The 25,577-nt window shown below is 65.4% G+C and carries 25 protein-coding genes; 14 read left to right on the top strand and 11 right to left on the bottom strand.

The genetic code is table 11. The features are described 5' to 3' along the window. The first annotated feature begins 24 nt into the window (after positions 1–24). On the top strand, positions 25–1,263 hold the full coding sequence (locus QM590_RS08905) for an arginine deiminase (RefSeq protein ID WP_068049779.1): 1,239 nt from the start codon (positions 25–27) through the stop codon (positions 1,261–1,263). A 4-nt stretch (positions 1,264–1,267) separates the two neighbouring features. Here QM590_RS08905 and arsC read toward each other — a convergent pair whose 3' ends face one another. Next, positions 1,268–1,615: an arsenate reductase (glutaredoxin) gene (arsC, locus tag QM590_RS08900; protein WP_269594645.1), complete on the bottom strand. Its 348-nt coding sequence runs from the start codon at positions 1,613–1,615 to the stop codon at positions 1,268–1,270. A gap of 62 nt (positions 1,616–1,677) precedes the next feature. On the opposite strand from arsC, the gene QM590_RS08895 reads away from it, so the two are divergent. From QM590_RS08895 to QM590_RS08885, 3 genes are all read left to right on the top strand, one after another. Then, a complete protein-coding gene (locus QM590_RS08895) occupies positions 1,678–2,346 on the top strand; it encodes an NAD(P)H-binding protein (protein ID WP_269594646.1) in 669 nt (222 codons plus the stop codon). Between the two features lie 10 nt (positions 2,347–2,356). Beyond that, positions 2,357–2,725 (top strand): GntR family transcriptional regulator, encoded by a 369-nt coding sequence (locus QM590_RS08890; protein ID WP_068049785.1) that lies wholly within the window; start codon positions 2,357–2,359, stop codon positions 2,723–2,725. 66 nt (positions 2,726–2,791) lie between these two features. Then, positions 2,792–3,214 (top strand): DoxX family protein, encoded by a 423-nt coding sequence (locus tag QM590_RS08885; protein WP_269594647.1) that lies wholly within the window; start codon positions 2,792–2,794, stop codon positions 3,212–3,214. 72 nt (positions 3,215–3,286) lie between these two features. Here the strand turns inward: QM590_RS08885 and QM590_RS08880 are convergent, their stop codons facing one another. Continuing rightward, positions 3,287–4,798 (bottom strand): dolichyl-phosphate-mannose--protein mannosyltransferase, encoded by a 1,512-nt coding sequence (locus QM590_RS08880; RefSeq protein ID WP_269594683.1) that lies wholly within the window; start codon positions 4,796–4,798, stop codon positions 3,287–3,289. A gap of 107 nt (positions 4,799–4,905) precedes the next feature. Here QM590_RS08880 and rsmI point away from each other — a divergent pair, with 107 nt between their 5' ends. Next, the gene (gene rsmI, locus QM590_RS08875; RefSeq protein ID WP_269594648.1) at positions 4,906–5,730 is read left to right on the top strand and encodes a 16S rRNA (cytidine(1402)-2'-O)-methyltransferase; all 825 of its coding nucleotides are present in this window, start codon (positions 4,906–4,908) and stop codon (positions 5,728–5,730) included. Positions 5,731–5,734: 4 nt separating this feature from the next. Here the strand turns inward: rsmI and QM590_RS08870 are convergent, their stop codons facing one another. Together QM590_RS08870 and QM590_RS08865 are read right to left on the bottom strand one after the other, a co-directional pair. Next, positions 5,735–6,163 (bottom strand): SRPBCC family protein, encoded by a 429-nt coding sequence (locus QM590_RS08870; protein ID WP_269594649.1) that lies wholly within the window; start codon positions 6,161–6,163, stop codon positions 5,735–5,737. Positions 6,164–6,177: 14 nt separating this feature from the next. Beyond that, the gene (locus tag QM590_RS08865) at positions 6,178–7,197 is read right to left on the bottom strand and encodes an alpha/beta hydrolase (protein ID WP_411741316.1); all 1,020 of its coding nucleotides are present in this window, start codon (positions 7,195–7,197) and stop codon (positions 6,178–6,180) included. Between the two features lie 171 nt (positions 7,198–7,368). On the opposite strand from QM590_RS08865, the gene QM590_RS08860 reads away from it, so the two are divergent. Beyond that, positions 7,369–8,748 carry a WS/DGAT/MGAT family O-acyltransferase gene (locus QM590_RS08860; protein ID WP_269594651.1) on the top strand — a complete coding sequence of 460 codons (1,380 nt, stop codon included), beginning with the start codon at positions 7,369–7,371 and terminating at the stop codon, positions 8,746–8,748. A gap of 71 nt (positions 8,749–8,819) precedes the next feature. Here QM590_RS08860 and metG read toward each other — a convergent pair whose 3' ends face one another. Then, positions 8,820–10,364 carry a methionine--tRNA ligase gene (gene metG / locus QM590_RS08855; RefSeq protein WP_269594652.1) on the bottom strand — a complete coding sequence of 515 codons (1,545 nt, stop codon included), beginning with the start codon at positions 10,362–10,364 and terminating at the stop codon, positions 8,820–8,822. A gap of 21 nt (positions 10,365–10,385) precedes the next feature. On the opposite strand from metG, the gene QM590_RS08850 reads away from it, so the two are divergent. The 3 genes from QM590_RS08850 (at position 10,386) to rsmA (ending at position 13,437) form a co-directional block, all read left to right on the top strand. Further along, a complete protein-coding gene (locus QM590_RS08850) occupies positions 10,386–11,213 on the top strand; it encodes a TatD family hydrolase (protein WP_269594653.1) in 828 nt (275 codons plus the stop codon). A 102-nt stretch (positions 11,214–11,315) separates the two neighbouring features. Beyond that, entirely contained in the window at positions 11,316–12,443 is a 1,128-nt protein-coding gene (locus tag QM590_RS08845; protein ID WP_269594654.1) for a resuscitation-promoting factor, read from the top strand. A 118-nt stretch (positions 12,444–12,561) separates the two neighbouring features. Further along, complete coding sequence (gene rsmA / locus QM590_RS08840) at positions 12,562–13,437, top strand: 16S rRNA (adenine(1518)-N(6)/adenine(1519)-N(6))-dimethyltransferase RsmA (RefSeq protein ID WP_269594655.1); 876 nt, start codon at positions 12,562–12,564, stop codon at positions 13,435–13,437. A gap of 8 nt (positions 13,438–13,445) precedes the next feature. On the opposite strand, the gene QM590_RS08835 is transcribed toward rsmA, so the two are convergent. Then, entirely contained in the window at positions 13,446–14,261 is an 816-nt protein-coding gene (locus QM590_RS08835) for a DNA/RNA non-specific endonuclease (RefSeq protein ID WP_269594656.1), read from the bottom strand. Positions 14,262–14,273: 12 nt separating this feature from the next. Further along, on the bottom strand, positions 14,274–15,263 hold the full coding sequence (locus tag QM590_RS08830; protein WP_269594684.1) for a helix-turn-helix transcriptional regulator: 990 nt from the start codon (positions 15,261–15,263) through the stop codon (positions 14,274–14,276). A 105-nt stretch (positions 15,264–15,368) separates the two neighbouring features. Between QM590_RS08830 and QM590_RS08825 the strand changes: the two genes are divergently transcribed. The 4 genes from QM590_RS08825 to QM590_RS08810 all read left to right on the top strand — a co-directional run bounded on the left by QM590_RS08825 (position 15,369) and on the right by QM590_RS08810 (position 19,908). Further along, positions 15,369–16,304, top strand: a complete 936-nt coding sequence (locus tag QM590_RS08825; protein WP_094633226.1) for a 4-(cytidine 5'-diphospho)-2-C-methyl-D-erythritol kinase — start codon at positions 15,369–15,371, stop codon at positions 16,302–16,304. Next, positions 16,304–18,100 (top strand): ABC-F family ATP-binding cassette domain-containing protein, encoded by a 1,797-nt coding sequence (locus QM590_RS08820; RefSeq protein WP_094639565.1) that lies wholly within the window; start codon positions 16,304–16,306, stop codon positions 18,098–18,100. The genes QM590_RS08825 and QM590_RS08820 overlap by 1 nt, the downstream gene beginning before the upstream one ends. An 80-nt stretch (positions 18,101–18,180) precedes the next feature. Beyond that, complete coding sequence (locus QM590_RS08815) at positions 18,181–18,864, top strand: DUF4166 domain-containing protein (RefSeq protein ID WP_094639566.1); 684 nt, start codon at positions 18,181–18,183, stop codon at positions 18,862–18,864. Between the two features lie 45 nt (positions 18,865–18,909). Then, a complete protein-coding gene (locus tag QM590_RS08810; RefSeq protein WP_269594657.1) occupies positions 18,910–19,908 on the top strand; it encodes an enoyl-CoA hydratase/isomerase family protein in 999 nt (332 codons plus the stop codon). Positions 19,909–19,918: 10 nt separating this feature from the next. On the opposite strand, the gene QM590_RS08805 is transcribed toward QM590_RS08810, so the two are convergent. From QM590_RS08805 to QM590_RS08795, 3 genes are all read right to left on the bottom strand, one after another. Further along, a complete protein-coding gene (locus QM590_RS08805) occupies positions 19,919–20,578 on the bottom strand; it encodes a hypothetical protein (RefSeq protein ID WP_269594658.1) in 660 nt (219 codons plus the stop codon). Between the two features lie 147 nt (positions 20,579–20,725). After that, positions 20,726–21,379 (bottom strand): nicotinamide riboside transporter PnuC, encoded by a 654-nt coding sequence (gene pnuC, locus QM590_RS08800; RefSeq protein ID WP_269594659.1) that lies wholly within the window; start codon positions 21,377–21,379, stop codon positions 20,726–20,728. 6 nt (positions 21,380–21,385) lie between these two features. Next, positions 21,386–23,080 carry a peptide chain release factor 3 gene (locus QM590_RS08795; RefSeq protein WP_037192020.1) on the bottom strand — a complete coding sequence of 565 codons (1,695 nt, stop codon included), beginning with the start codon at positions 23,078–23,080 and terminating at the stop codon, positions 21,386–21,388. Between the two features lie 146 nt (positions 23,081–23,226). Between QM590_RS08795 and QM590_RS08790 the strand changes: the two genes are divergently transcribed. Further along, positions 23,227–24,861 carry a fatty acyl-AMP ligase gene (locus tag QM590_RS08790; RefSeq protein WP_149405168.1) on the top strand — a complete coding sequence of 545 codons (1,635 nt, stop codon included), beginning with the start codon at positions 23,227–23,229 and terminating at the stop codon, positions 24,859–24,861. A 95-nt stretch (positions 24,862–24,956) separates the two neighbouring features. On the opposite strand, the gene pth is transcribed toward QM590_RS08790, so the two are convergent. Continuing rightward, the gene (gene pth, locus QM590_RS08785) at positions 24,957–25,544 is read right to left on the bottom strand and encodes an aminoacyl-tRNA hydrolase (protein ID WP_269594660.1); all 588 of its coding nucleotides are present in this window, start codon (positions 25,542–25,544) and stop codon (positions 24,957–24,959) included. Positions 25,545–25,577: the final 33 nt, after the last annotated feature.

The raw sequence follows: 25,577 nt of genomic DNA, 5'->3' as shown, positions 1-25,577 counted from the left end.
GGCGAATGGGATTACCGTTCGTTCATGAGTGTCGATGCGGTTGCGGGCCCGTTGGGTGCCGACTCCGAGGTAGGGGTGCTGCGCACCGTCATGCTGCACCGGCCGGGAGACGAGCTTCGACGCCTCACACCGCGCAACAACGATCAGCTGCTGTTCGACGGTCTGCCGTGGGTCGATCGCGCACAGGACGAGCACGACGCGTTCGCCGATCTCCTGCGAGGTCGAGGGGTCACGGTGCTGCTCCTCGGCGAACTTCTCACCGAGGCCATGACGGTCAGCGGCGCAGCGCGAATGCAAGGTATCTCCGCCGCCGTCGATGCCCGACGGCTCGGCCGGTCGCTCGCCGAGGACCTCGCCCAACATCTGCGGGGTGTGCCCGCGGCCGAATTGGCGCAGATCCTCATGGCGGGAATGACTTTCGACGAGTTGCTCGAGGCGGAGACGGGGGACCCGCAACCGAGCGGGGCATCGCTGGTTCGGCGAATGCATCACGGTGGGGACTTCGTCATCGACCCGCTGCCGAACCTGTTGTTCACCCGCGACTCGTCGTTCTGGATAGACGACCGAGTGGCGATCACCTCGCTGGCGCTGCCTGCCCGTGTGCGGGAGACGTCGCTGACCGATCTGATCTACGCATTCCATCCGATGTTTCGGGGCGTACGGCGCGCGTACGAGTCGCGGACCGCTCCGGTCGAAGGTGGCGACGTGCTGCTGCTGGCTCCGGGTGTGGTGGCAGTCGGAGTGGGGGAGCGCACCACACCCGCAGGCGCAGAAGCGTTGGCGCGCAGCCTGTTCGAGGACGATCTGGCGCACAGTGTGCTGGTGGTTCCGATCGCGCAGGAGCGTGCGTCCATGCATCTGGACACGGTGTGCACCATGGTCGATACCGACGCGGTGGTCATGTACCCGGCGATTCAGGACACGTTGTCCGCGTTCACCATTCACCGCGAAGATGCAGGGGTCACCATCCGCGGCGGTGACCCCTTTCTCGAGGCGGCCGCCGATGCGATGGGCATCGGCAAGCTGCGGTTGATCGATACCGGACTCGATCACGTCACCGCCGAGCGCGAACAATGGGACGACGGCAACAACACGCTCGCTATTGCGCCGGGAGTCGTCGTCGCGTACGAGCGCAACGTCGAAACGAACGCACGGCTGGAGGCGTCGGGCATCGAGGTGCTGCGGATCTCCGGATCGGAACTGGGTTCGGGGCGGGGCGGCCCCCGCTGCATGTCGTGCCCGGTGTCGCGCGAGAGGTTGTAGCGCTCTACAGCACGGTCTGTACCTTGTCGGCCGGGCGAGCGAGCACGGTGCCCTTGTCGGTCACCACGATCGGGCGCTCGATGAGTATCGGGTGCTGGACCATCGCCGCGATCAGCGTGTCGGCGTCCGCGCCTGCCAGCCCCAGTTCCTTGTAGATGCTCTCGCGAGTTCGAATGGCCTGACGCGGTTCGAGTCCGGCGTCGGCAAGGAGCGCGCGGAGCTCGTCCTCGGTGGGAGGCGAGTCGAGGTATCGAATCACCCGCGGCACCACACCGGTTTCCTCGATCGCTTTGAGGACCGTACGAGAGGTGTTGCACCGGGGATTGTGGTAGATGGTCGCCGAGCCAGTCATGTTTGCAATCCTGCCACGCGGGTAGCCACCCCGACAGATTCACGTCAGGAACGGGAGTGGTTATGACCGACAAGCGCATTGTCATTGCAGGTGGCCACGGCCAGATCGCGCAACATCTGACTCAGGTGCTCACGGCGCACGGAGATCGTGCGGTATCGCTGATTCGTAACAGCGACCACGTCGATGCCGTCACCGCGCTGGGCGCGTTGCCGCAGGTGATCGATCTCGAATCGGCCTCCGTCGACGAGGTTGCCGCAGTGCTCGCCGACGCGGACGCGGTGGTGTTCGCTGCAGGTGCAGGCCCGAACAGCGGTCCCGAGCGCAAGGACACGGTCGATCGGGCCGGCGCAGTGCTGCTGGCCGATGCGGCAGAGAAGGCAGGCGTTCGCCGCTACGTGCTGATCAGCTCGTTCGGTGCCGGGGAGCGGGTCGCCGAGGATCTCGACGCTGGCTGGAAGGCCTACATCGAGGCCAAAACTGCTGCGGAAGAAAATGTTTCGGCAAGAAGCGGACTGGACTGGACGATTCTGCGTCCGGGCAAGTTGACCGATGAGGACCCCACCGGCTCGGTATCGCTGACCGAGCCGCCGCTGGACTCGGGTGAGGTGACTCGCGCCGATGTGGCCGCGGTGATCGCGCAGTTGCTCGATACCGGCTCGGCTGTGCGCAAGACGCTGATGTTGACGTCCGGGCCGACTTCGATCGTCGACGCAGTCGACGCGCTCGGATAAGGCATCGACCGTGCGCGTACACATCGATTCGTCGAACACCACCCCGGTGTTCGAGCAGTTACGAATGCAGATTCTGGGGCTGGTGCGATCGGGCGATCTCATCGCCGGTACCAAGATCCCGACGGTCAGAGGTCTGGCCGAGGAACTCAAGATCGCACCGAACACGGTGGCGAAGACCTACCGGGAGCTAGAGCAGCAGGGAATCATCGAGACGAGGGGCCGGTCCGGTTCGTTCGTCGCATCGGGCGGCGATCCGTCGCGCGACATCGCGGCCCGGGCGGCGACGGAGTTCGTCAGGACGGTCCGGTCCATCGGACTGGACGACGATCAGGCTCGATCGTTCCTCGAATCTGCCCTCAAGGGTGCGAACGGCAGTTAAGTTGACGCTTCAACCTACTTCTGTCAGGGTAGGGCTGCCCTTGTAGCCCTGTCAGAAGGATGTGTCATGAACTCCACCGTCGTACGCGACGTCGTTGCCCTCGTAGCTCGAATCGGCCTGGGTATCGTTTTCATCGCCCATGGCTGGCAGAAGCTCAACACCTACGGCCTCGACGGCACCGCAGCAAGCTTCGAGATGATGAACATTCCGCTGCCCACGGCGTCCGCCTACTTCGCCACGTTCGTGGAACTCGTCGGCGGCGGTGCCCTCGTGCTGGGCATCTTCACTCCGGTCGCCGGCCTGCTGCTGTTCCTCGACATGCTCGGTGCGGCCGTCTTCGTGCACTTCGAGAACGGCGTGTTCGCTGCGGACAACGGCTACGAACTGGTTGTCGCCCTCGGGGTCGGCGCGCTGCTGCTCGCCGCTTTCGGTGCCGGACGCATCAGCATCGACGGACTCACCAAGGGCAAGACTGCGTTGCTTGCATAGGTCGTTCCGCAGGCTCCACTCCTGCCTTGCATAGGTTGTTCCGCAGGCACCACTCCTGCCGTGCGTAATTGCTCAGCGCCAGCTCGGCAGCCACAACTGTTGCTGCCACATCTCCGGCGTGATCGGCATTGCGGTCAGAATCGGCCACAGCCAGACGAAGTTGGCTATCACCACGGCGAGGTACAAGGACACCAGTAGCAGTCCGGTACCTCGCCGTTCGGCCGATGCGGTGGCTTTGCCGATGATGTCGCCCAGCACCAGTGCGAAGCCCATCACCATGAACGGTGCGAGAGCCACTGCGTAGAAGTAGTACATCTGTCGGTCGAGTGTGGTGAACCACGGCAGCAGTGCTGCGGAGTACGCCACGAGCACGGTGGCGTAACGCCAGTCGCGTCGGACGAACACCGACCAGATCACCCAGGCCAGCATCGGCAGTGCCAGCCACCACATCGCGGGCGTGCCGATCAGCATGATCGCCTTGACACACGAGGACGCCGAGCAACCGGACACGTTCTCGCCGTCGGCGAAGTAGTAGAGCATCGGGCGCAGACCCATCGGCCAGGTCCACGGCTTCGATTCCCACGGGTGTCGGTTTCCCGCCGAGTTGGTCAGTCCCTCATGGAATTGCAGCACGCTGCTGCTGTAGAACCACAGGGACCGCAGCGCGTCGGGCACGAACGAGAACGGGCCTCCCGCTCCGACGCCACTGCCGACCTCGTGTCGATACACGCCGGTCTCGGAGGTGAACCACGCCCACCAGGTCATCAGATACACGGCAATCGGAACGACCACCAGCGCGTACAGGGCAGGCCCGATGTCGCGCAACGCCGTTCCCCGCCATGGCCGCCGAACTCCGTATGCACGGCGTGCCGCCACATCGAATGCCACGCTCAACAATCCGAAGAATGCGATGAAGTACAGACCGGACCACTTGGTGCCGCAGGCGAGTCCCAGCATGATGCCGGCTCCGAACCGCCACCACCGCACACCCATTCGCGCACCGAGCACGCTGACGTCCATTCGGCCCTCGGCGCGCACCCTCGACAGACGCTGTCGCATGTCGTCGCGGTCGACGACCAGGCAACCCAGCGCAGCGGTGACGAACAGCGCGAGAAAGATGTCCAGCATGCCGATGCGGCTGCTGACGAACGTCACGCCGTCGACGATGAGCAGAATGCCTGCGATCGCCCCGACCAGTGTCGATCGGGCGAGGCGTCGCACGATTCGAATGACCAACAGCACCAACAGGGTTCCGGCCACGGCCGAAGAGAAGCGCCAGCCCCAGCCGTTGTAGCCGAACAGGGCTTCCCCGATGGCGATCAGTTGCTTGCCGACCGGTGGATGCACCACGAGTCCGTAGGCAGGATTGTCCTCGAGCCCGCCGCCGGTGAATACCTGATAGCCCTGCGGGGCGTAGTGCTTCTCGTCGAACACCGGGGTTCCGGCGTCGGTGGGGTATCGCAACATCGTGAAGCGCGTGATCGCGCAGATCACGGTGATGACGATGGTGACGATCCACCCGCGGCGGGCATCGGTGTCGTGGAACCAGTCGCGCGCGGCAACGGTGGGCCCGGGACTGACCATCGACCGGTCGCCGGAGCGCTCAGAGGTCAGCAAGGTCACGTACCGATCGTAGGCGTTGATCGGCAGTGCCCGACACGCCGCTGCACAGCGTGCGACACACTGGAGGCATGCTCATCCTTGCCGCCACCCCGATGGGCGACGTCGGTGATGCCTCGCAGCGCCTGCGTGATGCCCTCGGCACTGCCGATGTCGTCGCCGCTGAGGACACCCGGCGCACCAAACAACTCGCGTCCTCGCTCGGCGTGGTGATCGCAGGAAGAGTGGTCAGCTTCTACGACCAGGTCGAAACCGCCCGCCTTCCGGCTCTCGTCGAGGCAGTGGGCGAGGGCAAGACGGTGTTGCTGGTGACCGATGCGGGGATGCCGTCGGTGAGCGACCCCGGCTACCGCCTGGTGGCAGCCTGCGTCGATGCCGGTCTGCCGGTGACCTGTCTGCCCGGGCCGAGCGCGGTCACCACGGCCCTCGCGCTGTCCGGTCTGCCCGTCGAACGCTTCTGCTTCGACGGATTCGCGCCGCGCAAGCAGGGACAGCGACGCACCTATTTCCGAACCGTGCTCGCCGAACCGCGTGCCATCGTCTTCTTCGAGGCACCGCACCGTCTCGTCGCGTGCCTCGAGGATGCCGTCCACGTCCTCGGTCCCGACCGCCGCGCCGCAGTGTGCCGGGAGCTCACCAAGACCTACGAGGAGGTGCGCCGCGGCGGCCTGGGGGAGTTGCTCGAATGGGCGAGGGACGGGGTGCGCGGAGAGATCACCGTCGTGCTCGAAGGAGCCGTCGCCGTCGCCGAGGAACCCGAGGATCTCGTTGCCGACGTGGAAACGCTGGTGGCGTCGGGCATGCGGTTGAAGGACGCCTGCGCTCAGGTGGCGGTCGGCGGCGTGTCCAAACGCGAGGTCTACGAGGCCGTCCTCGCCGCGCGCAAAGAGCAGTAGCGGGTCAGCCCAGGACTTTCTTACGCAGGCCCTCGGTTGCCGCCTCGAGGATCGTCTTGGTTCCCTTCTTCACGAGGAAGCCGGGCAGTGGAGCCTTGGGGTCGACGGTCAGCTCGAACTCGACGTGCGTGCCGTCGCCCTTGGGCGTCAACGTGTATCGACCTTCTTGAGCCTTCTGCTGGTTGCTCTCCACCAGGCTCCACGACACCTCGTTCTCACTCCAGGTGTACTCGACCAGCTGCTCGTCGTTGACGCCGATGATCGAGACGTTCATCTTGACGTGGTTCGGTCGGCCGTCCTCGAATCGATCGACCACCTCGCACTTCTTGTGCACCGGAGACCACGAGGGGATTCCTTCGACGTCGGCGAGGACGTCGAGAATGGTTGCTGCGTCGGCGTCGATGTCGACGGACTTGTTCACTGTGACTGCCATGGGGAGAAGGTATCTCAGCTTTCTGTACGGGGGCTGACGATCCGGGCGAACTCGCCGATGGCGCGTAACGCGCGTCGGGCTTCGGGGACGAAATCGGCTGCCTGGAACACGTGGACCTGATCCTCGTAGACCTGGAGTTCGCACTCGACCCCGGCGACCGCCAGACGCTCGGCCATGAGTTCTGCATCGGCATAGACCATTTCGGTGGAACCGACCTGAATCAACACCGGCGGCAGACCGGTGAGGTCGCCGTCGACGGGTGAGACCCGCGGGCCCCGTTGGCCGTCGACGACGATGCGCGCGTCGACGCGATCGGCCAGTGCGGTCAGTGCGGGAACTGCGTTGGACGGGAAGACCGAACACTTCGACGCGTTCTCGTGATCGAGTTTGCCGGAAGGGTCCATGTCGGTGAGTGGGGACATGGTGAAGATCCCTGCGGGGGCGGGCAACCCAACGGTGCGCAGCGCCAGGGTGACCATGAACGCGAGATACCCGCCGGCCGAGTCTCCGCCCAGGATGATCTGCTCCGGGCGGTAACCGGAATCGAGAAGGAAGCGGTACGCGTCGACGCCGTCCTCGACGGCATGGTTGATCGGGTTGCGCGGCATCATTCGGTAGTTCACCGACAGGACGGAGCCGTCGACCTGCTTGGAGACCCGTGAGGTCATCCGGCGATGGGTACGCAGGCCGCAGCAGACGAAGGCACCGCCGTGCAGATACAGGACCACCCGATCGCTTCCGGTGCCCTCGGCGCGGATCCACTCGGCCTCGCACTCGGCGAGCATGACGCGACTGCGTGTGGTGCCGCTGATCTGCGGTACGAGTAGCCCGGCGTAGTCGACCAGTCCCATGGGCCACGGAAGCGAGGGGGCCTGTGCCCACACGGTCAGAAACGGACGGACGGTGAACTGCAGGTACTTGGACAGAATCTGCGACTGCAGGCTCGCGCCACGGATGTCGCGTCGGCGCGCGGTGGCTGCCGGGTCGGTCGATTTCACTACGGTGAGCGCCGGATTCATGGCCGTCGCCTCCATCCCCGTTGTCGTTGCGCGGTGCGTGTGCGCCGTGCGTTGGAACCCCGATGTATTTGGAACCCCTGTTAACGGACAATAGCGGGTAGCTTTTCGTGACCCGACGTAAGGTCGTGTTCTGAGTCACATTCGGTGCCGTACCGTGACCGAAAACAAATGGAAAAGGGACAACTCATGGCACTCATGCCCATCACGGAATCGATGTTTCTGATCGCCGAGTCACGGGAACACCCGATGCACGTGGGCGGTTTGGAGTTGTTCGTACCGCCCGGCGATCCGCACGACTTCGCCGAGGAGGTGCACAGCAAGTTCACCACCGGTGAGGTGCACGAGCTCTTCCGTAAGCGCCCCGCGCGTCCGGTACAGATCATGGGCAATCTGGCCTGGGCCTTCGACCCGGACGTCGACTTCGAGTATCACGTTCGCCGCGCGGTGCTGCCTGCGCCGGGGAGAATCCGGGAGCTCTTCCAGTTCCTCTCGCTCAATCACAGTGCGCCACTCGATCGATACAAACCGATGTGGGAGCTGCACATCATCGAGGGATTGGCGGACGGCCGAATTGCGTTGTACACCAAAGTGCATCACTCGCTGGTCGACGGTGTGAGCGCCTTGAAGCTGATGCAGCGAACGCTGTCCACCGACCCGGACGATCGAAGTGGGAAAGCAACGTGGGATCCGTCCCTGTTCGGCAGACGCAAGAAGCAGGTCGCTACCGAGCAGCCCGGGCGATTGGCGCAGCTCGGCGGCGGGTTCTCGATGGGACGCAAGATCGTCGGTGACTTGGTCGACTTCGCGCCTGCATCTGCGCGAATCGGGATGCGTGCGTTGAAGAAGGAGGGAGCGCAACTGCCGTTGCAGGCACCGAGGACGATGTTCAACGTGGCCATCGGCGGTGCGCGACGTTTCGCCGCCGAGAGTTGGTCGATCGAACGCATCCGCACCGTCGGGTCGGCCCTCGATGCGACGCTCAACGACATGGTGCTCGCGATGTGCGCAGGCGCTCTCCGGGCGTACCTCATCGATCAGAACGCGCTGCCCGAGGAGCCGTTGATCGCCATGGTGCCGGTGTCGCTGCGCAAGGAGGGCGACGACAGGGACGCCGGGAATTCGGTGACGACCATCCTGTGCAACCTGGGCACCGACGAGTCCGATCCGATTCTTCGGCTCGAGCGCATCAAGGATTCGACCGTCAAGGGCAAGCAGATGATGAGCGAACTCAACACCCTCGAAGCGCTCGCCGTCGGCGCAGTCACCATGGCCCCGTTGCTGTTCGGCCCGGTGCCGGGATTCGTCGACTACACGCCCCCGCCGTTCAACGTCATCATCTCGAACGTGCCCGGATCCAAGGAGGATCTGTACTGGAACGGCGCTAAACTCGACGGCATCTACCCGGCGTCGATCGTCGCCGATGGGCAGGCGCTCAACATCACCGTCGCCAGTAACGGTGACTCGCTGAACTTCGGGCTCATCGGCTGCCGACGCAGTGTGCCGCACCTGCAGCGCATGCTGACGCATCTGGAGAACACGTTGGAGGAGCTCGAGAAGACCTTGTGAGAGCGGCTTCGCCGCATGCGAACGGAAATTCGTAGTGGGCTACGAAGTTCCGCTCACATGCGCGGAGCGCTCTACTCGTACTTGGGGAACACCGGCGTCGGGGTCGGTAGTGCAGTGCCGGGCACCGAACGCGTTGCGATGTCGGTGAATTCGCGTTTCGACGCTCCGAGCAGGTCGAGGATGCGTGACGCGGAATCCGGCATGACGGGCTGCGCCAGAATGCTCACGATGCGCAGCACCTCGATCGTCACGTACAGCACGGTGGCCATGCGATCGGGATCGGTCTTGCGCAGCACCCACGGCTGCTGCAGCGAGAAGTAGCGGTTGGCCTCACCGAGCACCGACCAGATCGCTTCGAGCGCGGAATGGATTGCCTGCACGTCGAATTCGCGTCGGCAGATCTCCAGCAGCGCGTCCGCGCGGGCCAGCATCGCGTCGTCCTCGGTGGTGAACTCGCCCGGAGTCGGAAGCGCGCCGTCGAGGTTCTTGGCGACCATGGTCAGCGACCGCTGCGCGAGGTTGCCGAGTTCGTTGGACAGGTCGGCGTTGACGCGGGCGACGATGGCCTCGTGGCTGTAGCTGCCGTCCTGACCGAACGAGACCTCGCGAAGGAAGAAGAACCGCACCGGGTCGAGGCCGTAGTTCTCCACCAACGACTTCGGGTCGAGAACGTTGCCGAGGGACTTGGACATCTTCTCGCCCTTGACGTTCAGGAACCCGTGCACGAACACCCGCTTGGGCAGCTCGATCCCCGCGGACATCAGGAACGCAGGCCAGTAGACGGTGTGGAAGCGGGTGATGTCCTTGCCGATGATGTGCAGATCTGCGGGCCAGAACCTCCGGTACGCCTCGGAGTCGGTCTCGGGGAACCCGGCACCGGTGAGGTAGTTGGTCAGCGCGTCGACCCACACGTACATCACGTGCGCGGGATCCCCGGGCACCGGCACACCCCAGTCGAACGTGGTCCGGGAGATCGACAGGTCCCGTAGACCGCCCTTGACGAAGTTCACGATCTCGTTGCGTCGCGTGTTGGGCGCGATGAAGTCCGGCGACGCGTCGTAGAGCTCGAGCAGTTTGTCCTGGTACTGCGACAGACGGAAGAAGTACGACGGTTCCTCGGTCCACTCGACGGGAGTGTTCGTCTCTGTCGCGACGCGGGAGCCGTCTTCGTTCAGGGTGGTCTCGGCCTCGGTGTAGAACGCTTCGTCTCGCACCGAGTACCAGCCGGAGAACGCGTCGAGGTAGATGTCGCCGTTCGCCTCCATCCGCGTCCACAGCTCCTGGCTTGCAGCGTGATGATCGGCGTCGGTGGTGCGGATGAAGCGGCCGTAGGAGATCTTCAGCAGGTCCTGCGCGGTCTGGAATGCATCGGAGTTGCGAGCTGCGAGTTGCCGCACGTCGACGCCCTCGGTCTGGGCGGTCTGCTGCATCTTCAGGCCGTGCTCGTCGGTGCCCGTCAGGAATCGCACGTCGTAACCGTCGAGGCGCTTGAAGCGCGCGATGGCGTCGGTGGCGATGTACTCGTAGGCGTGCCCGATGTGCGGAGCGCCGTTGGGGTACGCGATTGCGGTGGTGACGTAGAAGGGTGGCCGTGAGGCATCAGCTGGCGCAGTCATGGTTCGCCTACTCTAACCAGCGTGAGTAGAGACCGTCCCGCACCGCCGTTGCCCGAGCCCGTCGGCACCCTCGTCGACGCACACACCCACCTCGACGCGTGTGGGGCGACCGACGCGGCGAGTGTGGCCGCGATAGTGGACAAGGCGGAGTCCGTCGGAGTCACGCGCGTGGTCACGATCGCCGACGATCTCGACGCTGCGCGGTTCGCCGTCGACGCGGCGTCCTGGGATCCGCGGGTGTGGGCCGCCGTCGCCATTCACCCCACCCGGGCGAACGTGCTCGACGACGCGGCCAAGGTCGAGATCGAGCGATTGGCGTCCGACCCTCGGGTGGTTGCCGTGGGGGAGACCGGGCTGGACTACTACTGGCCCGGCAAGCTCGAGGGGTGCGCCACGGTGGCGGAGCAGCACGAGGGCTTTCGGTGGCACATCGACCTGGCGAAGCGTCTGGGCAAGCCGTTGATGATTCACAATCGCGAGGCCGACGAGGATCTGCTGGCTGTTCTGACGGCGGAGGGCGCGCCCGAGACCGTGATCTTCCACTGTTTCTCCGGCGGTCCCGCGACTGCGAAGGCATGCGTCGACGCCGGCTACGTTCTCAGCTTCTCCGGGACTGTCAGTTTCAAGAATGCGCACGCGCTGCGAGAGGCTGCTCTGCTCGTACCCGACGAGTTAATGCTGGTGGAGACCGACGCGCCGTTCCTGACTCCGCATCCGTACCGCGGTGCACCGAACGAGCCGTATTGCCTGCCCTACACCGCGCGAGCGTTGGCCGAGATTCGAGATCAGGATCCGGCCGAGCTGGCCGCGTACGCCACTGCCAACGCGGAGCGGGTGTACGGCCTCTAGCAGCTGAGGTTGCGGCGTGGGTGCTAATTCGTTACCGTACCGTGACCGAACTCGGGCGTTTCGACGCCGAAGTCACGCTCGCAACCGCCAGGAATACGAAACTTGTCGACTATCAGACGCCTCAACACCGCCCGTTCGACCACTCTCTACCTGGTCATCGCGGCCCTGTTGATGACGCTCGTCGCCGGCGGTGTGATGGCCGTGAGCCGTCACAAGACCGTGACCATCGACGTCGACGGCGACATGATCTCGCTGAGCACGATGAAGACCGACGTCAGCAGTGCGTTGGCCGACGCCGGCTACGCGCCGTCGGACAAGGACCTGGTTGTTCCCGCTCCCGACTCCGGGTTGAGCGACGGCGACACCGTGGTCCTGCGCCGCGCCCGTGAGATCACGCTCAACGTCGACGGGCAGCCCGAGAACATCTGGACCACCGCGCTGACGGTCGAGGAAGCACTCCAGCAGACCGGCCTGGCCGAGGACGTGCACGTGTCCGCCTCGCGCTCGGAGCGACTGCCGCTCGACGGCACGGAGTTGGACGTGGCACTGCCCAAGCAGGTCTCGCTCGTCGACGGAGGAGCCCCCGCCGCGCCGGTCACCCTGGCCGCACCGACCGTGCGTGAATTCCTCGAAGCAGCAGGCGCGCCACTCGAAGAAGCCGACACCGTCAGCCCCGATCCCGACGCCACCGTCACCGACGGAGCCGAGATCGTCGTCACGCGTGATCGCACCGTCACCAAGACCGAGACCACGGACACCGATGCTCCTGAGCAGCGCATCGAGGATCCGACGATGAACATGAGCCGCACCGTCGTCGAGAACCCGGGTGCCCCGGGGGTCTCCGACATCACCTGGAAGATCAACATGGTGAACGGCGTCGAGGTCGGTCGCGAGAAGGTCGACGAGACGGTCAAGGTACCCGCGCAGCCGAAGACCGTTCGCGTCGGAGCCAAGCCGGGCACAGAGGTGCCGCCGGTGGAGAACGGTGCGATCTGGGACGCGCTCGCGCAGTGCGAGGCGACCGGCAACTGGGCGATCAACACGGGCAACGGCTTCTACGGCGGCGTGCAGTTCGACCAGAACACCTGGGAACGCCAGGGCGGCCTCAAGTACGCACCGCGCGCCGACCTCGCCACCCGCGAGGAACAGATCGCCATCGCGTCGGTGACACAGAAGTCGCAGGGCTGGGGCGCATGGCCTGCCTGCACCTCGCGCCTGGGTTACCGCTGACTGTCCCGGGTCGTTCCGCGGGCTCCACTCCTGCGTTTCTGGGTCGTTCCGCGGGCTCCACTCCTGCGTTTCTGGGTCGTTCCGCAGGCTCCACTCCTGCCCACGTAGAGTTTCCGCCGTGTCCGAACATGTGAGGGGATCTGCGGCTCTGCTCGGTCCTGCCGAAGTCCGCTCCCTCGCCGCCAAGCTCGACGTGCGCCCCACCAAGCAGCTCGGGCAGAACTTCGTGCACGACGCCAATACTGTTCGACGCATCGTCGCCTCCGCGGGTGTGGGCCCGCAGGACACAGTCCTCGAGGTTGGCCCCGGCCTCGGATCGCTGACACTCGCGCTGCTCGATGTCGCCGAGGCCGTCATCGCTGTCGAGATCGACCCCAAGCTCGCGAACCGATTGCCCACGACGGTGGCCGACCGGGCCCCCACTCTGGCCGATCGGCTGACGGTGATCGAGGCCGACGCGCTGCGCGTACGAGCCGCGGATATCGCGGGGGAGCCGACCGCTCTGGTGGCCAACCTGCCCTACAACGTCGCGGTTCCGGTACTGATTCATCTGTTCTCGGAATTGCCGAGCCTTCGCGTCGCCGTGGTGATGGTCCAGGCCGAGGTGGCCGATAGGCTCGCCGCGGTACCGGGAAGCAAGATCTACGGCATCCCCAGCGTCAAGGCCAGATTCTTCGGGGACGTCAAAAGGGCAGGCGCAGTGGGCCGTTCGGTGTTCTGGCCGGTACCCAAGGTCGAGTCGGGGCTGGTCCGCATCGATCGGTACGCCGAGCCGCCGTGGCCGACCGACACCGCGCATCGCAAGGCCGTGTTCGCGGTGATCGATGCCGCATTCGCGCAGCGACGCAAGACCCTACGAGCAGCCCTGGCCGGGTGGGCAGGCTCCCCGGTTGCCGCCGAACGGCGGCTGCGTGAGGCCGGGATCGACCCCACTGCTCGCGGCGAGACCATCGACGCCGCAGCCTTCGTCCGTTTGGCCGCCACCGAAGCCTGAGGCCGTCTCTACAGGTGGATGTCCGTCAGGGCAGTCAGCTCGGTCCACGTCGACGCCCCCTCGCGGGCAGCAGCCACCGGCGCGTAGCGGTCGGCGTCGATCAGAATGCCCACGTCCAGGCCTGTCATCGACGCGATGTCGGCCACCGGAACCTGATAGGTCCGGTACGGGCCGAGAGGCGGGGGATCGGTCTCGAGCCGCAGCGGTTTGTCGAGGATCGGGTCCAGAGACGGCGACTGGTCGAGAACGTATCCGGTGCATGCAGGAGCCGAATCCTGCGACCAGGCCGCGATCTTGAAGAACTGCCGCGGAATGGCGACGCCCCGGTAGATCGGATCGTCGTCGGCGAAGATGCAGCCGCTGAAGACCGAGAGCTTTCGGTCGTACTGCTCGGCGTTTCCCAGTACGTAATCCTCGAGCCCCAGCCACAGTGACTTCGACTGGTTCAGCGTGGCCGTCTGCGGAGCGCACACGGTGTAGTGGAACGTGTCCTCGTTGGCGCGCTCGGCCACCGCACGCTCACCCCACACCGGATCTCGCCGGCGAACCAGATGCCCGCGATCGAGGTCGTTGTTCCGGTACAACTCGTTGCCGGCCTGCTGCGCTGCCGGTAGCCGATCGTCGAGTCGCCAGTTGTCTCCGCGCCCCACATCCTGCAGGCTCGCGCCATCGATGTTGACGCCGGTGACCGCGGCCAGGCGTCGGGCAGGGTCGATGGACACCGAGAAGTGCGTGTACGGAAGCACCACCACGTCGGCGCGATCGGGCAACGGAACGTCGATGTCGGCCAGGAACTTCGAGTCGAAACCGAGTGGTGTCGTCATCTGCCCATTGACTCACGTACCGGTTACCGGAGGGTGAACCGCCGCCAGGTATCGCTCGTTCAGTCTCGCGTGCCGCTCGGCCACGATGCGGCATTCCTCGCGCAGTTCCGGTGGATCGAGCACCGTGAAATCGGTGTCGAACGCTGCGAGCCACCGCGCGATCGAGGGCAGCGAATCTCCGGCCAACACCACCGCGCAGGTGCCCTCGTCGATGGATTCGAGTGTGCCCCATTGCTCGTCGATCATCGGGGCGATCTGCTCGATCGGGGCGTGCAACGCGATCCGCGCCTGAACCTGAGTGAACGCACGATCGATTCCCTTCGAGACGAACGCCGCCGCACCGCCAGGCGGCAGCTCCCGCGGCGTGAACCGCGGGCCCGTCGGAATCTTCGGATCCAGGCGATCCACTCGATACGACCGCCAATCCTCGCGCAGCACATCCCAACCCAGCAGATACCAGCGTGCCCCCGCCCGCACCAGGCTGTACGGCTCCACCTCGCGCCTGGACTCGGAACCGTCGTGCTTGCGGTAGTCGAACCGCAACCGCTCGTGGGCATGACATACCGCCGCCACCGTGGACAGCACCGACGCATCCACCGCCGAGCGCGGCGTCTTATCCACCACGTCGATCCGCAGGGCGTCGAGCCGATGCTGGATGCGTGACGGCATCACTTGCCGCAACTTCGTCAACGCCCGCAACGACGCCTCGCCGATGCCCGCCACCGAGCCACCGGCCGCCGACTGCAACCCGAACGCCACCGCCAACGCCTCGTCGTCGTCGAGCAGCAGTGGGGGCATCTCGGCACCGGGACCGAGCTGATAGCCGCCCCCGACTCCAGGCGTCGCATTGACCGGGTAACCGATGTCGCGCAGCTTGTCCACATCGCGCCGCAGTGTCCGAGGAGTGACGTCGAGTCGCTCCGCCAGTTCCGCGCCCGCCCAATCCCGACGCGTCTGCAGCAGAGACAGCAGCCGCAACAACCGAGCCGATGTTTCCTTCATGACGTCACGATGCCACGCATTGCGGACAACTACAGTCCGCATCGGCCGATCGTTCCGGCCCTGGTGGTGAACTCGGTCGCTGTTTCTCCACTACTGTGGTTACTCGTGCTGTCTGTCGTTCCCACACCCGTCGTCGTTCGGGCCCCGTCGAAGGTGAATTTGCATCTGTCGGTCGGTGACCTGCGTCCCGATGGCTTTCACGAGTTGACGACGGTGTTCCAGGCGCTCTCGCTCTCGGACGAACTGTCGGTGGTTCCGGCCAAGACGCTCTCGGTTCGGGTGCGCGGCGACGACGCGAGGGTGGTTCCCACCGATTCACGGAATCTGGTGTGGAAGGCCGCCGAGTTGCTGGGGCATCGCGTCGGGCGAGAGCCGTCGGTGGAGATCACCATCGACAAGGGCATTCCGGTGGCCGGTGGGATGGCAGGCGGAAGCGCCGATGCTGCCGCGACTCTGGTGGCACTGAACGCGATGTGGCACCTCGATCTCTCGCGCGACGAGCTCGACGAGGTGGCGGCCCAACTCGGCAGCGACGTGCCGTTCTCGTTGCACGGCGGAACGGCGGTCGGAACCGGTCGCGGGGAGAAGCTGCTTCCGGTGCTCTCGCGCAACAGTTTTCACTGGGTTCTGGCGTTGGCGAAGGGCGGTCTACAAACGCCTGCCGTCTACAACGAGCTCGACGAGCTGCGCGCCAAGGGTGATCCGCCTCGCCTCGGCGGCACCGAGGATCTGATGCATGCGTTGGCCTCCGGCGATGCGCGTGCACTCGCGCCATTGCTCGGCAACGACCTCCAGGCCGCTGCGGTGTCGCTGATGCCGCAGTTGCGTCGCACGCTGCGTGCGGGAGTCACCGCCGGGGCGTTGGCGGGCATCGTGTCCGGCTCGGGCCCCACCTGCGCGTTCCTGTGCGCCGACGCCGACGCGGCGGTGTCGGTGAGCGCTGAACTCTCCGGTGCAGGCGTGTGCCGCACCGTCCGTGTTGCGAGTGGACCGGTTCCCGGTGCTCGTGTTGTCACTAGCGAATCGATTGGTTTTTCCTGATGGTCAATCTCGTCAATCTCGAAAACGTCAGCAAGTCCTTCGGCGTCAAGCCGCTGCTCGACGGTGTCTCCCTCGGCGTGCAGGAGGGTGAACGCATCGGCATGGTCGGCCTCAACGGTGGCGGTAAGACCACCACCCTCGAGGTGCTCGCGGGCATCGAGCCGCCCGATTCGGGACGCGTCAGCCGGGTCAACGGCCTGCGGATGGCAGTGGTCACGCAGCGCGGAGTGCTGCCTCCCGGGTCGACCGTCGGCCAGGTGGTCCTCGACCCGCTCGGAATGGCCGAGCACGAGTGGGCGGGCGACTCTCGGGTGCGAAACATCCTGACGGGCATCGGTATTGCCGATCTCGGGCCTGCAGGTAGTTCGGGACTCGACGCGCCGATCGACAACCTCTCGGGCGGCGAGCGTCGACGAGTTGCGTTGGCAGCGGCCCTGGTTCAGGATCTCGACCTGCTGGTGCTCGACGAGCCGACCAACCACCTCGACGTCGAGGGCGTGCAGTGGTTGGCTGCGCATCTGGTCAGCCGTCGCAGTGCGCTGGTGGTCGTCACCCACGATCGCTGGTTCCTCGACACCGTCGCCAATCGCACGTGGGAAGTGGTCGGCGGTGGCGTCGAGGCCTACGAGGGTGGCTACAACGACTGGGTGTTCGCGCGGGCCGAGCGGTCCCGGCAGGCCGACGCGTCCGAGGAACGTCGACGCAACCTCGCGCGCAAGGAGTTGGCGTGGCTGCGCCGCGGTGCCCCGGCCCGTACCTCCAAGCCGAAGTACCGCATCGAGGCGGCCGAGGCTCTGATCGCCGACGTTCCCGCCCCACGTGACTCCGTCGCGTTGTCCTCGTTCGCCCAGCGCCGTCTCGGCAAGGTCGTCATCGAACTCGAGGACGCGCGCCTGGAGACCCCCGACGGCCGCGAATTGGTGAAGGACTTCACCTGGCGTCTGGCTCCCGGTGAGCGCGTCGGTCTCGTCGGCGTCAACGGTTCGGGCAAGACGACGATGCTCCGCACGCTCGCCGGCGAACTGCAGCCTGCCGCAGGCAAGCGCATCCAGGGCCAGACCGTCAAGATCGGTTGGCTGAAGCAGGAATTGGACGACCTGCCCAAGAAGCTGCGTGTTCTCGACGCGGTCAAGGAAGTGGCCGAGCGGATCACGCTGGGCGACAGAGAGATTTCTGCCGGGCAGCTCGCGGAGCGGCTCGGTTTCACCCCGGCGCGTCAACGCACCCCCGTCGGAGACCTGTCCGGTGGCGAGCGTCGTCGGCTGCAGCTCACTCGCGTGTTGATGGCCGAGCCGAACGTGCTGCTGCTCGACGAGCCCACCAACGATCTCGACATCGACACCCTCCAGCAGCTCGAGGACATCCTCGACGGCTGGGCGGGCACTCTCGTCGTCATCAGTCACGATCGGTACCTGATCGAGCGCATCTGTGATTCCACGTGGGCACTGTTCGGCGACGGCAAGCTCACCAACCTGCCGGGCGGCATCGAGGAGTACCTGCGCAGGCGGGCCGTCCTCGCCGCCGACGCGACGCCGGACTCGCTGACCACCGGAAGTGCGCCGCGCAAAGCCACCCGTGATGCGGCCTCCGAGCGCGCTGCCCGTAAGGAACTCAGCAAGCTCGAGAAGCTCGTCCTCCGGCTCTCCAAGCGTGAGGTCGAGTTGCACGCCGAACTCGTCGACGCGTCCACCGAGCAGGGCAAGCTCGTCGCCCTCGACACCGAACTCAAGCAGGTCCTCGCCGACAAGGATGTCGCCGAGGAACGATGGATGGAACTGGCCGCCGAGTTGGAGTAGTGCGGCGGAGCCGCATGTGACTAGTAACTCGTAGCCTGCTACGAAGTTTCGTGCACGTGCGCGCAGCGCATACTGGGGTCATGACATCGGTCGTCGCGGAAGTACTCGGTTCGGATTTTGCCCGTCTACATCCCAAGGTTCAGTGGCGCTTCGGATTGCAGTCCTCGGACGATCTCGCTCAGTTCGGAGTGGGCGTGATGGAGGAGATGACGCATTCTCGACTGGTGCCGCCGCCGTTGCTGTGGGCCGGACGCAAGCGCGGTCTCTTTCCCGCCGGTGTCGGCAAGGACGTGCCGTTCACCATTGCCAACTATGCGTATGTCGACGAATTGGGCCGCGAGACAATGTCTTTCGTGCGTCGCTTCGCTTTCGCGGGTCGGCCGCAGGGGATGAATTCGGTGATGGTGTCCTCCGCCGAGTCCGACGCATATGCCCTGGACTATCTGGGTTTCTCCTCGGACATGGTGGTGCACACCAGGTGTGAGGTCGATGCCGATGGCGGGCTGATCCTCGAGAGCGAGGTGCCGCGATTCCTGCTCGGCCCGCTGGCACCGAAGTTGCCCAAGGTGGCGTCGGCAGTGACGATCGGTCGGGAGTGGTGGGATGCGGCCGAGGAGCGGCATCGCATCGAGATCGAGGTGAAGAGTCCGGTGCTCGGACAGCTGTTTCTCTATCGAGGGTGGTTCACTGCGGAAGAGCGGCCCTGTCTCGCCGCCGACATTCCCGATGACGCGCGTCCGCGGTCGGTCGAGTCTCGCGAATAGCGCTACTGTTACGCGTCGAACGATCTGCGTGTGAAGGAGTCAACAGTGGCCGTTGTCGAAGCCGAGATCGTGGGCGGCGTAGGGCATATCGTCCTGAACCGGCCGGAGGCTCTGAACTCGTTGAACGGTGCGATGATCGAGGGCATCCGCACCGCGCTCGACGCGTGGCGAGACGACGATGCGGTCACGTCCGTTCTGGTGACGAGCAGTTCACCCAGGGCATTCTGTGCAGGCGGAGACATCAAGGCGATTCGGCAGGCCGTCGTCGACGGTGACAACGAGGCCGGCCCGGCGTATTTCGCGGCGGAGTACGACCTCGACGAACTGATCGCGAACTACCCCAAGCCGTACATCGCCGTGATCGAAGCCGCGGCTTTCGGCGGTGGCCTGGGCATTTCGATTCACGGCAGCATCCGCATCGTCACCGAGAACGCCGTGTTGGCCATGCCGGAGACGGCGATCGGGTTCGTGCCCGATGTCGGGTCGAGCTACTTTCTCTCGCGCCTGCCGGGCCATGTCGGACGGTACCTGGCGCTGACGGGAACTCGCATCTCCGGATCCGATGCACTTGCACTGGGATTGGCGACGCACTTCTGCCCCAGCGACTCGATAGAGAGCATGAAAGCAGACATCCTCGCCGGCATTGCCGTCGACGAGGTGTTGGATCGATACACCACTGCGCCGTCGACGACCGTGCTGTCGTTCGACGCGGAGGCGGTGGCAGCGGTGTTCGAGAAGGAGTCGCTCGTCGACATCATCGACGCACTGGTGTGCGACACACCGTGGTCTCGGACGACGAAGACTCAGTTGGCGACGCTGTCGCCGACGTCTCTGATGGCCACCGACGCGCTGATCGCACGCGGAGCAGACAGCACGTTGCGTGAATGCCTCGATCGGGAGTTGCGGATGGCGACGTGGATCATCACCGAACCGGACTTCGCCGAGGGTGTTCGTGCAGTGTTGGTCGACAAGGACCGCGCGCCGCAATGGAAGCCTCTGGTGCTCGAGATGGTGCGACCAGAGGCATTCCAGCAGCTGCTGTGACCGGTACGGGTCAGCGGTAGCCCTTGGCGGGGTTCTGCAGGTCCAGCACGATGGTCTGGCCGTTGGAGCGCACGTGGATCTCGGGGTTCTGCAGGCCACCCGAGACGAGGTATTCGCCGAGGAGCTGGAGCAGCTCGTCGGGGCCGACGGAGGTGTCGGGGGTGCGGATGTCGCCGGTGCGGCTGCCGAGCTCGTTCTGGGTCAAGCGTCCCGCGATGCGTACCGAGGCGACACCCATGGCGGTGCGACGGTCGGGTCCCTGGCCACGACCGAGCGACGGCGAGGCGGTGGAGCCGTGAGACGTGGAGCGGCCGTTGGTGGGCAGGCCGTGTTCTGAGATCTGATCGCTTGTAGTCACTTCAACCTCGTTCGATTCCGTGGCGGGCTTCTCTGGACGACGTCGATCCGCGCGGGGGGTCGTTGAATCCGTGTCGGACGACGTTGCTGGTGCAGGCGTTGTTGCGGACGCCTTCTCGGTGGACGTGACCACTGCCTCCGACTTCTCGGTGGACAGGGTCTCGACCGCCTTCTCGGCGGGCGCTGCCGCCGAAGAATCGGTGCGGCCACCGGCGGGTGAAGCGGAGTCGGACTTCGGCGGCGTCGCCAAACGATGCGCGGGAGCGCCACCGACCTTGATCCCGGCCAATGGGTAGTTCGATCCCTTTGTCATGTCGTTTTCCACTTCATCGTGATTCCCAGGTGGTTCCGCGCCGAGAGGTCACGATCGGGTATCGATCAGGACGGGCTACTCGGCGTCGAGCACGCAGAAACGTACTCGAAGTTTGTTCGGACAGGCTGAGAGTAGCATCACGATTGTTTACGACGCCATTTTTTGACCGAAGTTCTTGTTCTGGATCCTGAACCACACAACGAATCCCCAGGCCACGAACGCGGCGTACACGAGGTAGAGAACCGCGGACGGATAGAACCCGGCGACGATCAGCAGCGGAACACCCACGATGTCCACCGCTATCCAGATCAGCCAGAACTCGGTGAGCCCACGGGCCATTCCGAAGGTGGCCAGCATGGATCCGGTGAAGATCCATGCGTCGGCCCACTTGCCGAACGAGCCGAGGTAGCCGAACAGTTGCGCGAACACCACCGTGCCGACGACCGCGACGACGAGCATCGCCGTCCGCTCCCGCGCCGTGCCCCACCGCGGTAGAACCGCGGCCCCGGACCGCTTCGAATCGCGCACCCAGCGCATCAACCCGTAGACGCTCACGGCGATGAACATCAGCTGACGCCCGGCCTGGCCGTACAGATCGAGTGCCTGCGGAGTATGGAACACGCCGCCGAGAAAAACGGTGAACAGCAGTGCATTTCCGATGATCCCCACCGGCCACGCCCACACGACGCGTCGCATTCCCCCGATCGCCGAGAGCAAGCCGAAACCGTTGCCGACCACCTCACGCCACAGAATCGGGTGCCCCAGAACGGAGAATTCTGCGTCGAGCAGATCGATCAGCACGGGTTGCTACTGATCACCCGCGGCGACGAGCGGTTCGAGGGTGAGCTCGGGCATTTCCTTCTGGATGTACTGCAGACGCCACTTGTCGCTCACCAGTGCCAACAGCGCGCCGTCGGTGCGAGTGAAGACCTCGACACCGCGTTGGCGACCCAGTTCGACGGCCGAGGCTGCATCGGTGCGTCGAGCAAGGGAGTATCCGAGCGGTTCCATTCGAGCGTCGACGCCGAACTCGGTCTTCATGCGTGCGGTGACCACCTCGAACTGCATGGGTCCGACAGCGGCGAGCACGGGGGACGCGTCGCCGCGAATGTCGTTGCGCAGCACCTGAACGACGCCCTCGGAATCGAGTTGCTCGACGGCGCGGCGGAACTTCTTGTACTTGTCGGCGCTGTCGACGCGCAGTGCCGAGAAGTGCTCGGGTGCGAACGACGGAATGGGCGGGAACTCGACCTTCTTGTCGGTGTAGAGCGTGTGCCCCGGGGCGAGCGCGGTCGCGTTGACGAGGCCGACGATGTCTCCCGGGTAGGCGTTCTCGACGGTCGTACGATCGCGACCGAACACCGTCAACGCGTACTTGGTGGTGAACGGCTTCTTGGTTTGCGAGTGGGTGACGACCATGCCGCGCTCGAACACTCCGGACACCACGCGCATGAACGCCAGTCGGTCGCGGTGCGCGGTGTCCATGCCCGCCTGCACCTTGAACACGACGGCGCTGAACGGGTCGGTGACCTCGCGTACGCCGCCGGAGACGTCGTCACGCGGGCCGGGTGACGGCGCGAGGGCCACGAGGGTGTCGAGAATCTGTCGAACGCCGAAGTTGAGCATCGCGGAGCCGAAGATCACCGGCGACGTCTGGCCGGCCAGGAACATCTCCTGATCGTGCTGTTGACCGCTCGAGATCAGTAGATCGCTCTCCTCGACGGCGGTGTCCCAGTCGACGCCCTCACGTTCGGCGGCGGCCTCGGCCGTCATGAATTCCTCGGGAGCGATGGTCGCGCCACCGGCGGTGCGGGTGAATCGGATGTAGCTGCCGTCCTGCACGTCGAGCAGGCCGCGGAAATCGCCGGCGATCCCGACTGGCCAGTAGAGAGGCGTCGGCGTCAGGCCGATTCGCGACTCGATCTCGTCGAGCAGCTCGAGCGGCGACTGGCCCGGGCGGTCCCACTTGTTGATGACGGTGATGACCGGGATGCCGAACTGGCGGCACACCTGGAACAGTTTGAGCGTCTGCGGTTCGAGGCCCTTGGCGGCGTCGATCAGCATCACGGCCGCGTCGACGGCGGTCAGCACGCGGTAGGTGTCCTCGGAGAAGTCGGCGTGGCCGGGAGTGTCGACGAGGTTGATGACGTTGGTGATCTCGGCGTCGGGGGAGGTCTGGTAATTGAACTGCAGCGCAGTCGAACTCACCGAGATACCGCGGGCCTTCTCCATCTCCATCCAGTCGGAGACGGTGGAGCGGCGGCCGGCCTTGCCGTGGATGGCACCGGCCTCGGAGATGACACGGGCATGCAGGGCGAGGGCCTCGGTGAGCGTCGACTTACCGGCGTCGGGGTGCGAGATCACCGCGAATGTTCGACGCCTCGCGACCTCGGTCTCGAGCTCTTTGGCCTGGCCTCGGGTGGTCCCGGACTCGTCGAGCGCAGCCGGTCCGGACCCTTCGAGCGTTGCGTCGACGTCGGGGGTGCTGGACGGGGTACTCACGAAGACCTCATTCTCGTAGCAAGGGCGGCACCGAAAGAGTGGCCGGGGCAAAATCAAAGGATACGCGGCCCGTTGTTCCCCTCGGTCGGGGCGGGAGTGCCTACTGTGAACGGTAGGCCGGGAGATCCCTCACGAGGAGACGTGCGTTGAGCAAGTTCACCGAAGAGATGTTCGAGACCGCGAGCACCAGCAAGCACGGTCTGGTGACCGGCGAGCCCGACGAGGCGCTTCGGCAGTCCTGGGGTGAGATCCACGAGCAGGCGCGGCGAATGGCCGGGGCTCTGGCCGACGCAGGCGTCGAACACGGGGACGCGATCGGGATTCTGGCCGGTCAGCCGGTGGACATCGCGCCTGCGTGCCAGGCGACGTGGATGCGCGGGGGATCGGTGACGATGCTGCACCAGCCCACTCCGCGGACCGACCTCGCCGTTTGGGGCGAGGACACCGAGACCGTCGTGCGGATGATCGAGGCCAAGGCCGTGATTCTCGGGGCACCGTTCGATATCGCCGCACCCGTGCTCGAGGAGCGCGGCATCACCGTGCTGAAGATCGAGGACATGAAGACCGGTCGCGATATCGATCCGGTGCCGACGGCCGAGTCCGACATCGCGCTGCAGCAACTGACGTCCGGCTCGACCGGTTCGCCGAAGGCCGTGCGGATCACACACGAGAACTTCTACGTCAATGCCTACGCCATGATCGATCGCATCGAATTCGATGTCGATTCCGATGTGATGGTCAGTTGGCTGCCCCTGTTCCACGACATGGGGATGGTGGGCTTTCTGTCGGTGCCGATGCAGGTCGGTGCCGAGGTCGTCAGCATCACTCCACTGGACTTCCTGCGCTCGCCGCTGTTGTGGGCCAAGCTTATTCACAAGTACCGCGGAACCGTCACCGCAGCACCGAACTTCGCGTACTCGCTGCTGGCGCGGCGGCTGCGTCAGGCCGAGGACGATCTGGATCTCGATCTGTCCACTCTGCGCTATGCCTGGAACGGAGCCGAGCCGGTCGACCCGGACACCATGATCGCGCTCGCCGAGGCCGGGGCCCCGTACAAGCTCAACCCACTCGCTCTGGCTCCGGTCTACGGAATGGCGGAAACGACTCTCGCAGTGTCGATTCCGGATCCCGACCAGGGACAGGTGATCGATGTGGTCGACGCGGACCTGCTCGAGACCCTCGGTCGCGCCGTCCCGTCGACCCGTGGCAACACCCGTTCTCTCGCGACGCTCGGCAAGTTCGTTCCCGGATTGGAGGGACGCGTCGTCGACAAGGAGGGGCAGGTGCTCACTGCTCGCGGCGTGGGCATCATCGAGGTGCGGGGCAAGGCCGTCACCCCCGGCTACATCACCGTCGAAGGACCGGTGTCGACGCTCGACGCGGACGGCTGGCTCGATACCGGCGACGTCGGCTACATCACCGAGGACGAACTGGTGGTCGTCTGCGGACGGATCAAGGACGTCATCATCATGGGTGGTCGCAACATCTATCCCACCGACATCGAACGGGCCGCGGGCACTGTTGCCGGTGTGCGGCCGGGCAATGCCGTCGCCATCCGGCTCGATGCCGGTGAGAAGCGCGAAAGCTTCGCTGTGGCAGTGGAAACCAACGACATCGACAAGCCGGACGAGGTCAAACGCATCGAACGGGAAGTGATCCACGCGGTGCACTCGGAGGTGGGTGTGCGACCGCGAACCGTTGCGGTGTTGGGGCCGGGCAGTATTCCGAAGACGTCGAGCGGCAAACTGCGACGGGCGAATTCGGCGTCGCTACTGAACTGACGCGAAGGGCGGGGGACCTCACACCCTTTCTACGGGGTGCGCGCCTGCGTTCGGACGCGAGAACAGGCGCGCGCCTCACAACAGGGGTGTGAGGTTCAGCGCGGGTGCACCCGGTTCTGTGCCGCTTCCAGTCCGGCAGAGAGCAGCAACTCCGCGGCGTCCGCGGCTTCCTCGACGACGACGCCGAGATCCTTGCGCTCGGCCGCCGAGAACGGCTTGAGCACGAACGACGCCGGATCCATTCGGCCCGGTGGTCTCCCGACGCCGACGCGAACCCGCAGGTACTCCTTGGTGCTCAGGTGCTGGGAGATCGAGCGGAGTCCGTTGTGGCCGCCCTCGCCGCCGCCGAGTTTGAGTCGCAGAGCACCGAAGTCGATGTCCAGCTCGTCGTGCACCACCACGATGTTCGCCGGTTCGATCGAGAAGAATCGCGCCAACGCAGCCACCGGCTGGCCCGAGAGATTCATGAACGTCCGCGGCTTGGCGATGATCACCGAGCGAGAACCGAGGCGGGCCTGGACGACGTCGGAGTTGGACTTCTTGTGCGAGGAGAACGCCCCGCCGATGCGTCCGGCAAGGGCGTCGGCGACCATGAAACCGACGTTGTGGCGGGTCTTTTCGTATTGCGGGCCGGGATTGCCGAGGCCGACGATCAGGGCAGGCGCTGTACTTTCGGCACTCACGGGGTCAACACTCACGCTCGTCATTGTCGCATC

Source organism: Rhodococcus sp. IEGM 1372, assembly GCF_030056835.1.
Taxonomy (GTDB): Bacteria; Actinomycetota; Actinomycetes; order Mycobacteriales; family Mycobacteriaceae; genus Rhodococcoides.
Note: the sequence above shows the minus strand (reverse complement) of the source record. Positions and strands in the feature narration are given on the sequence as shown.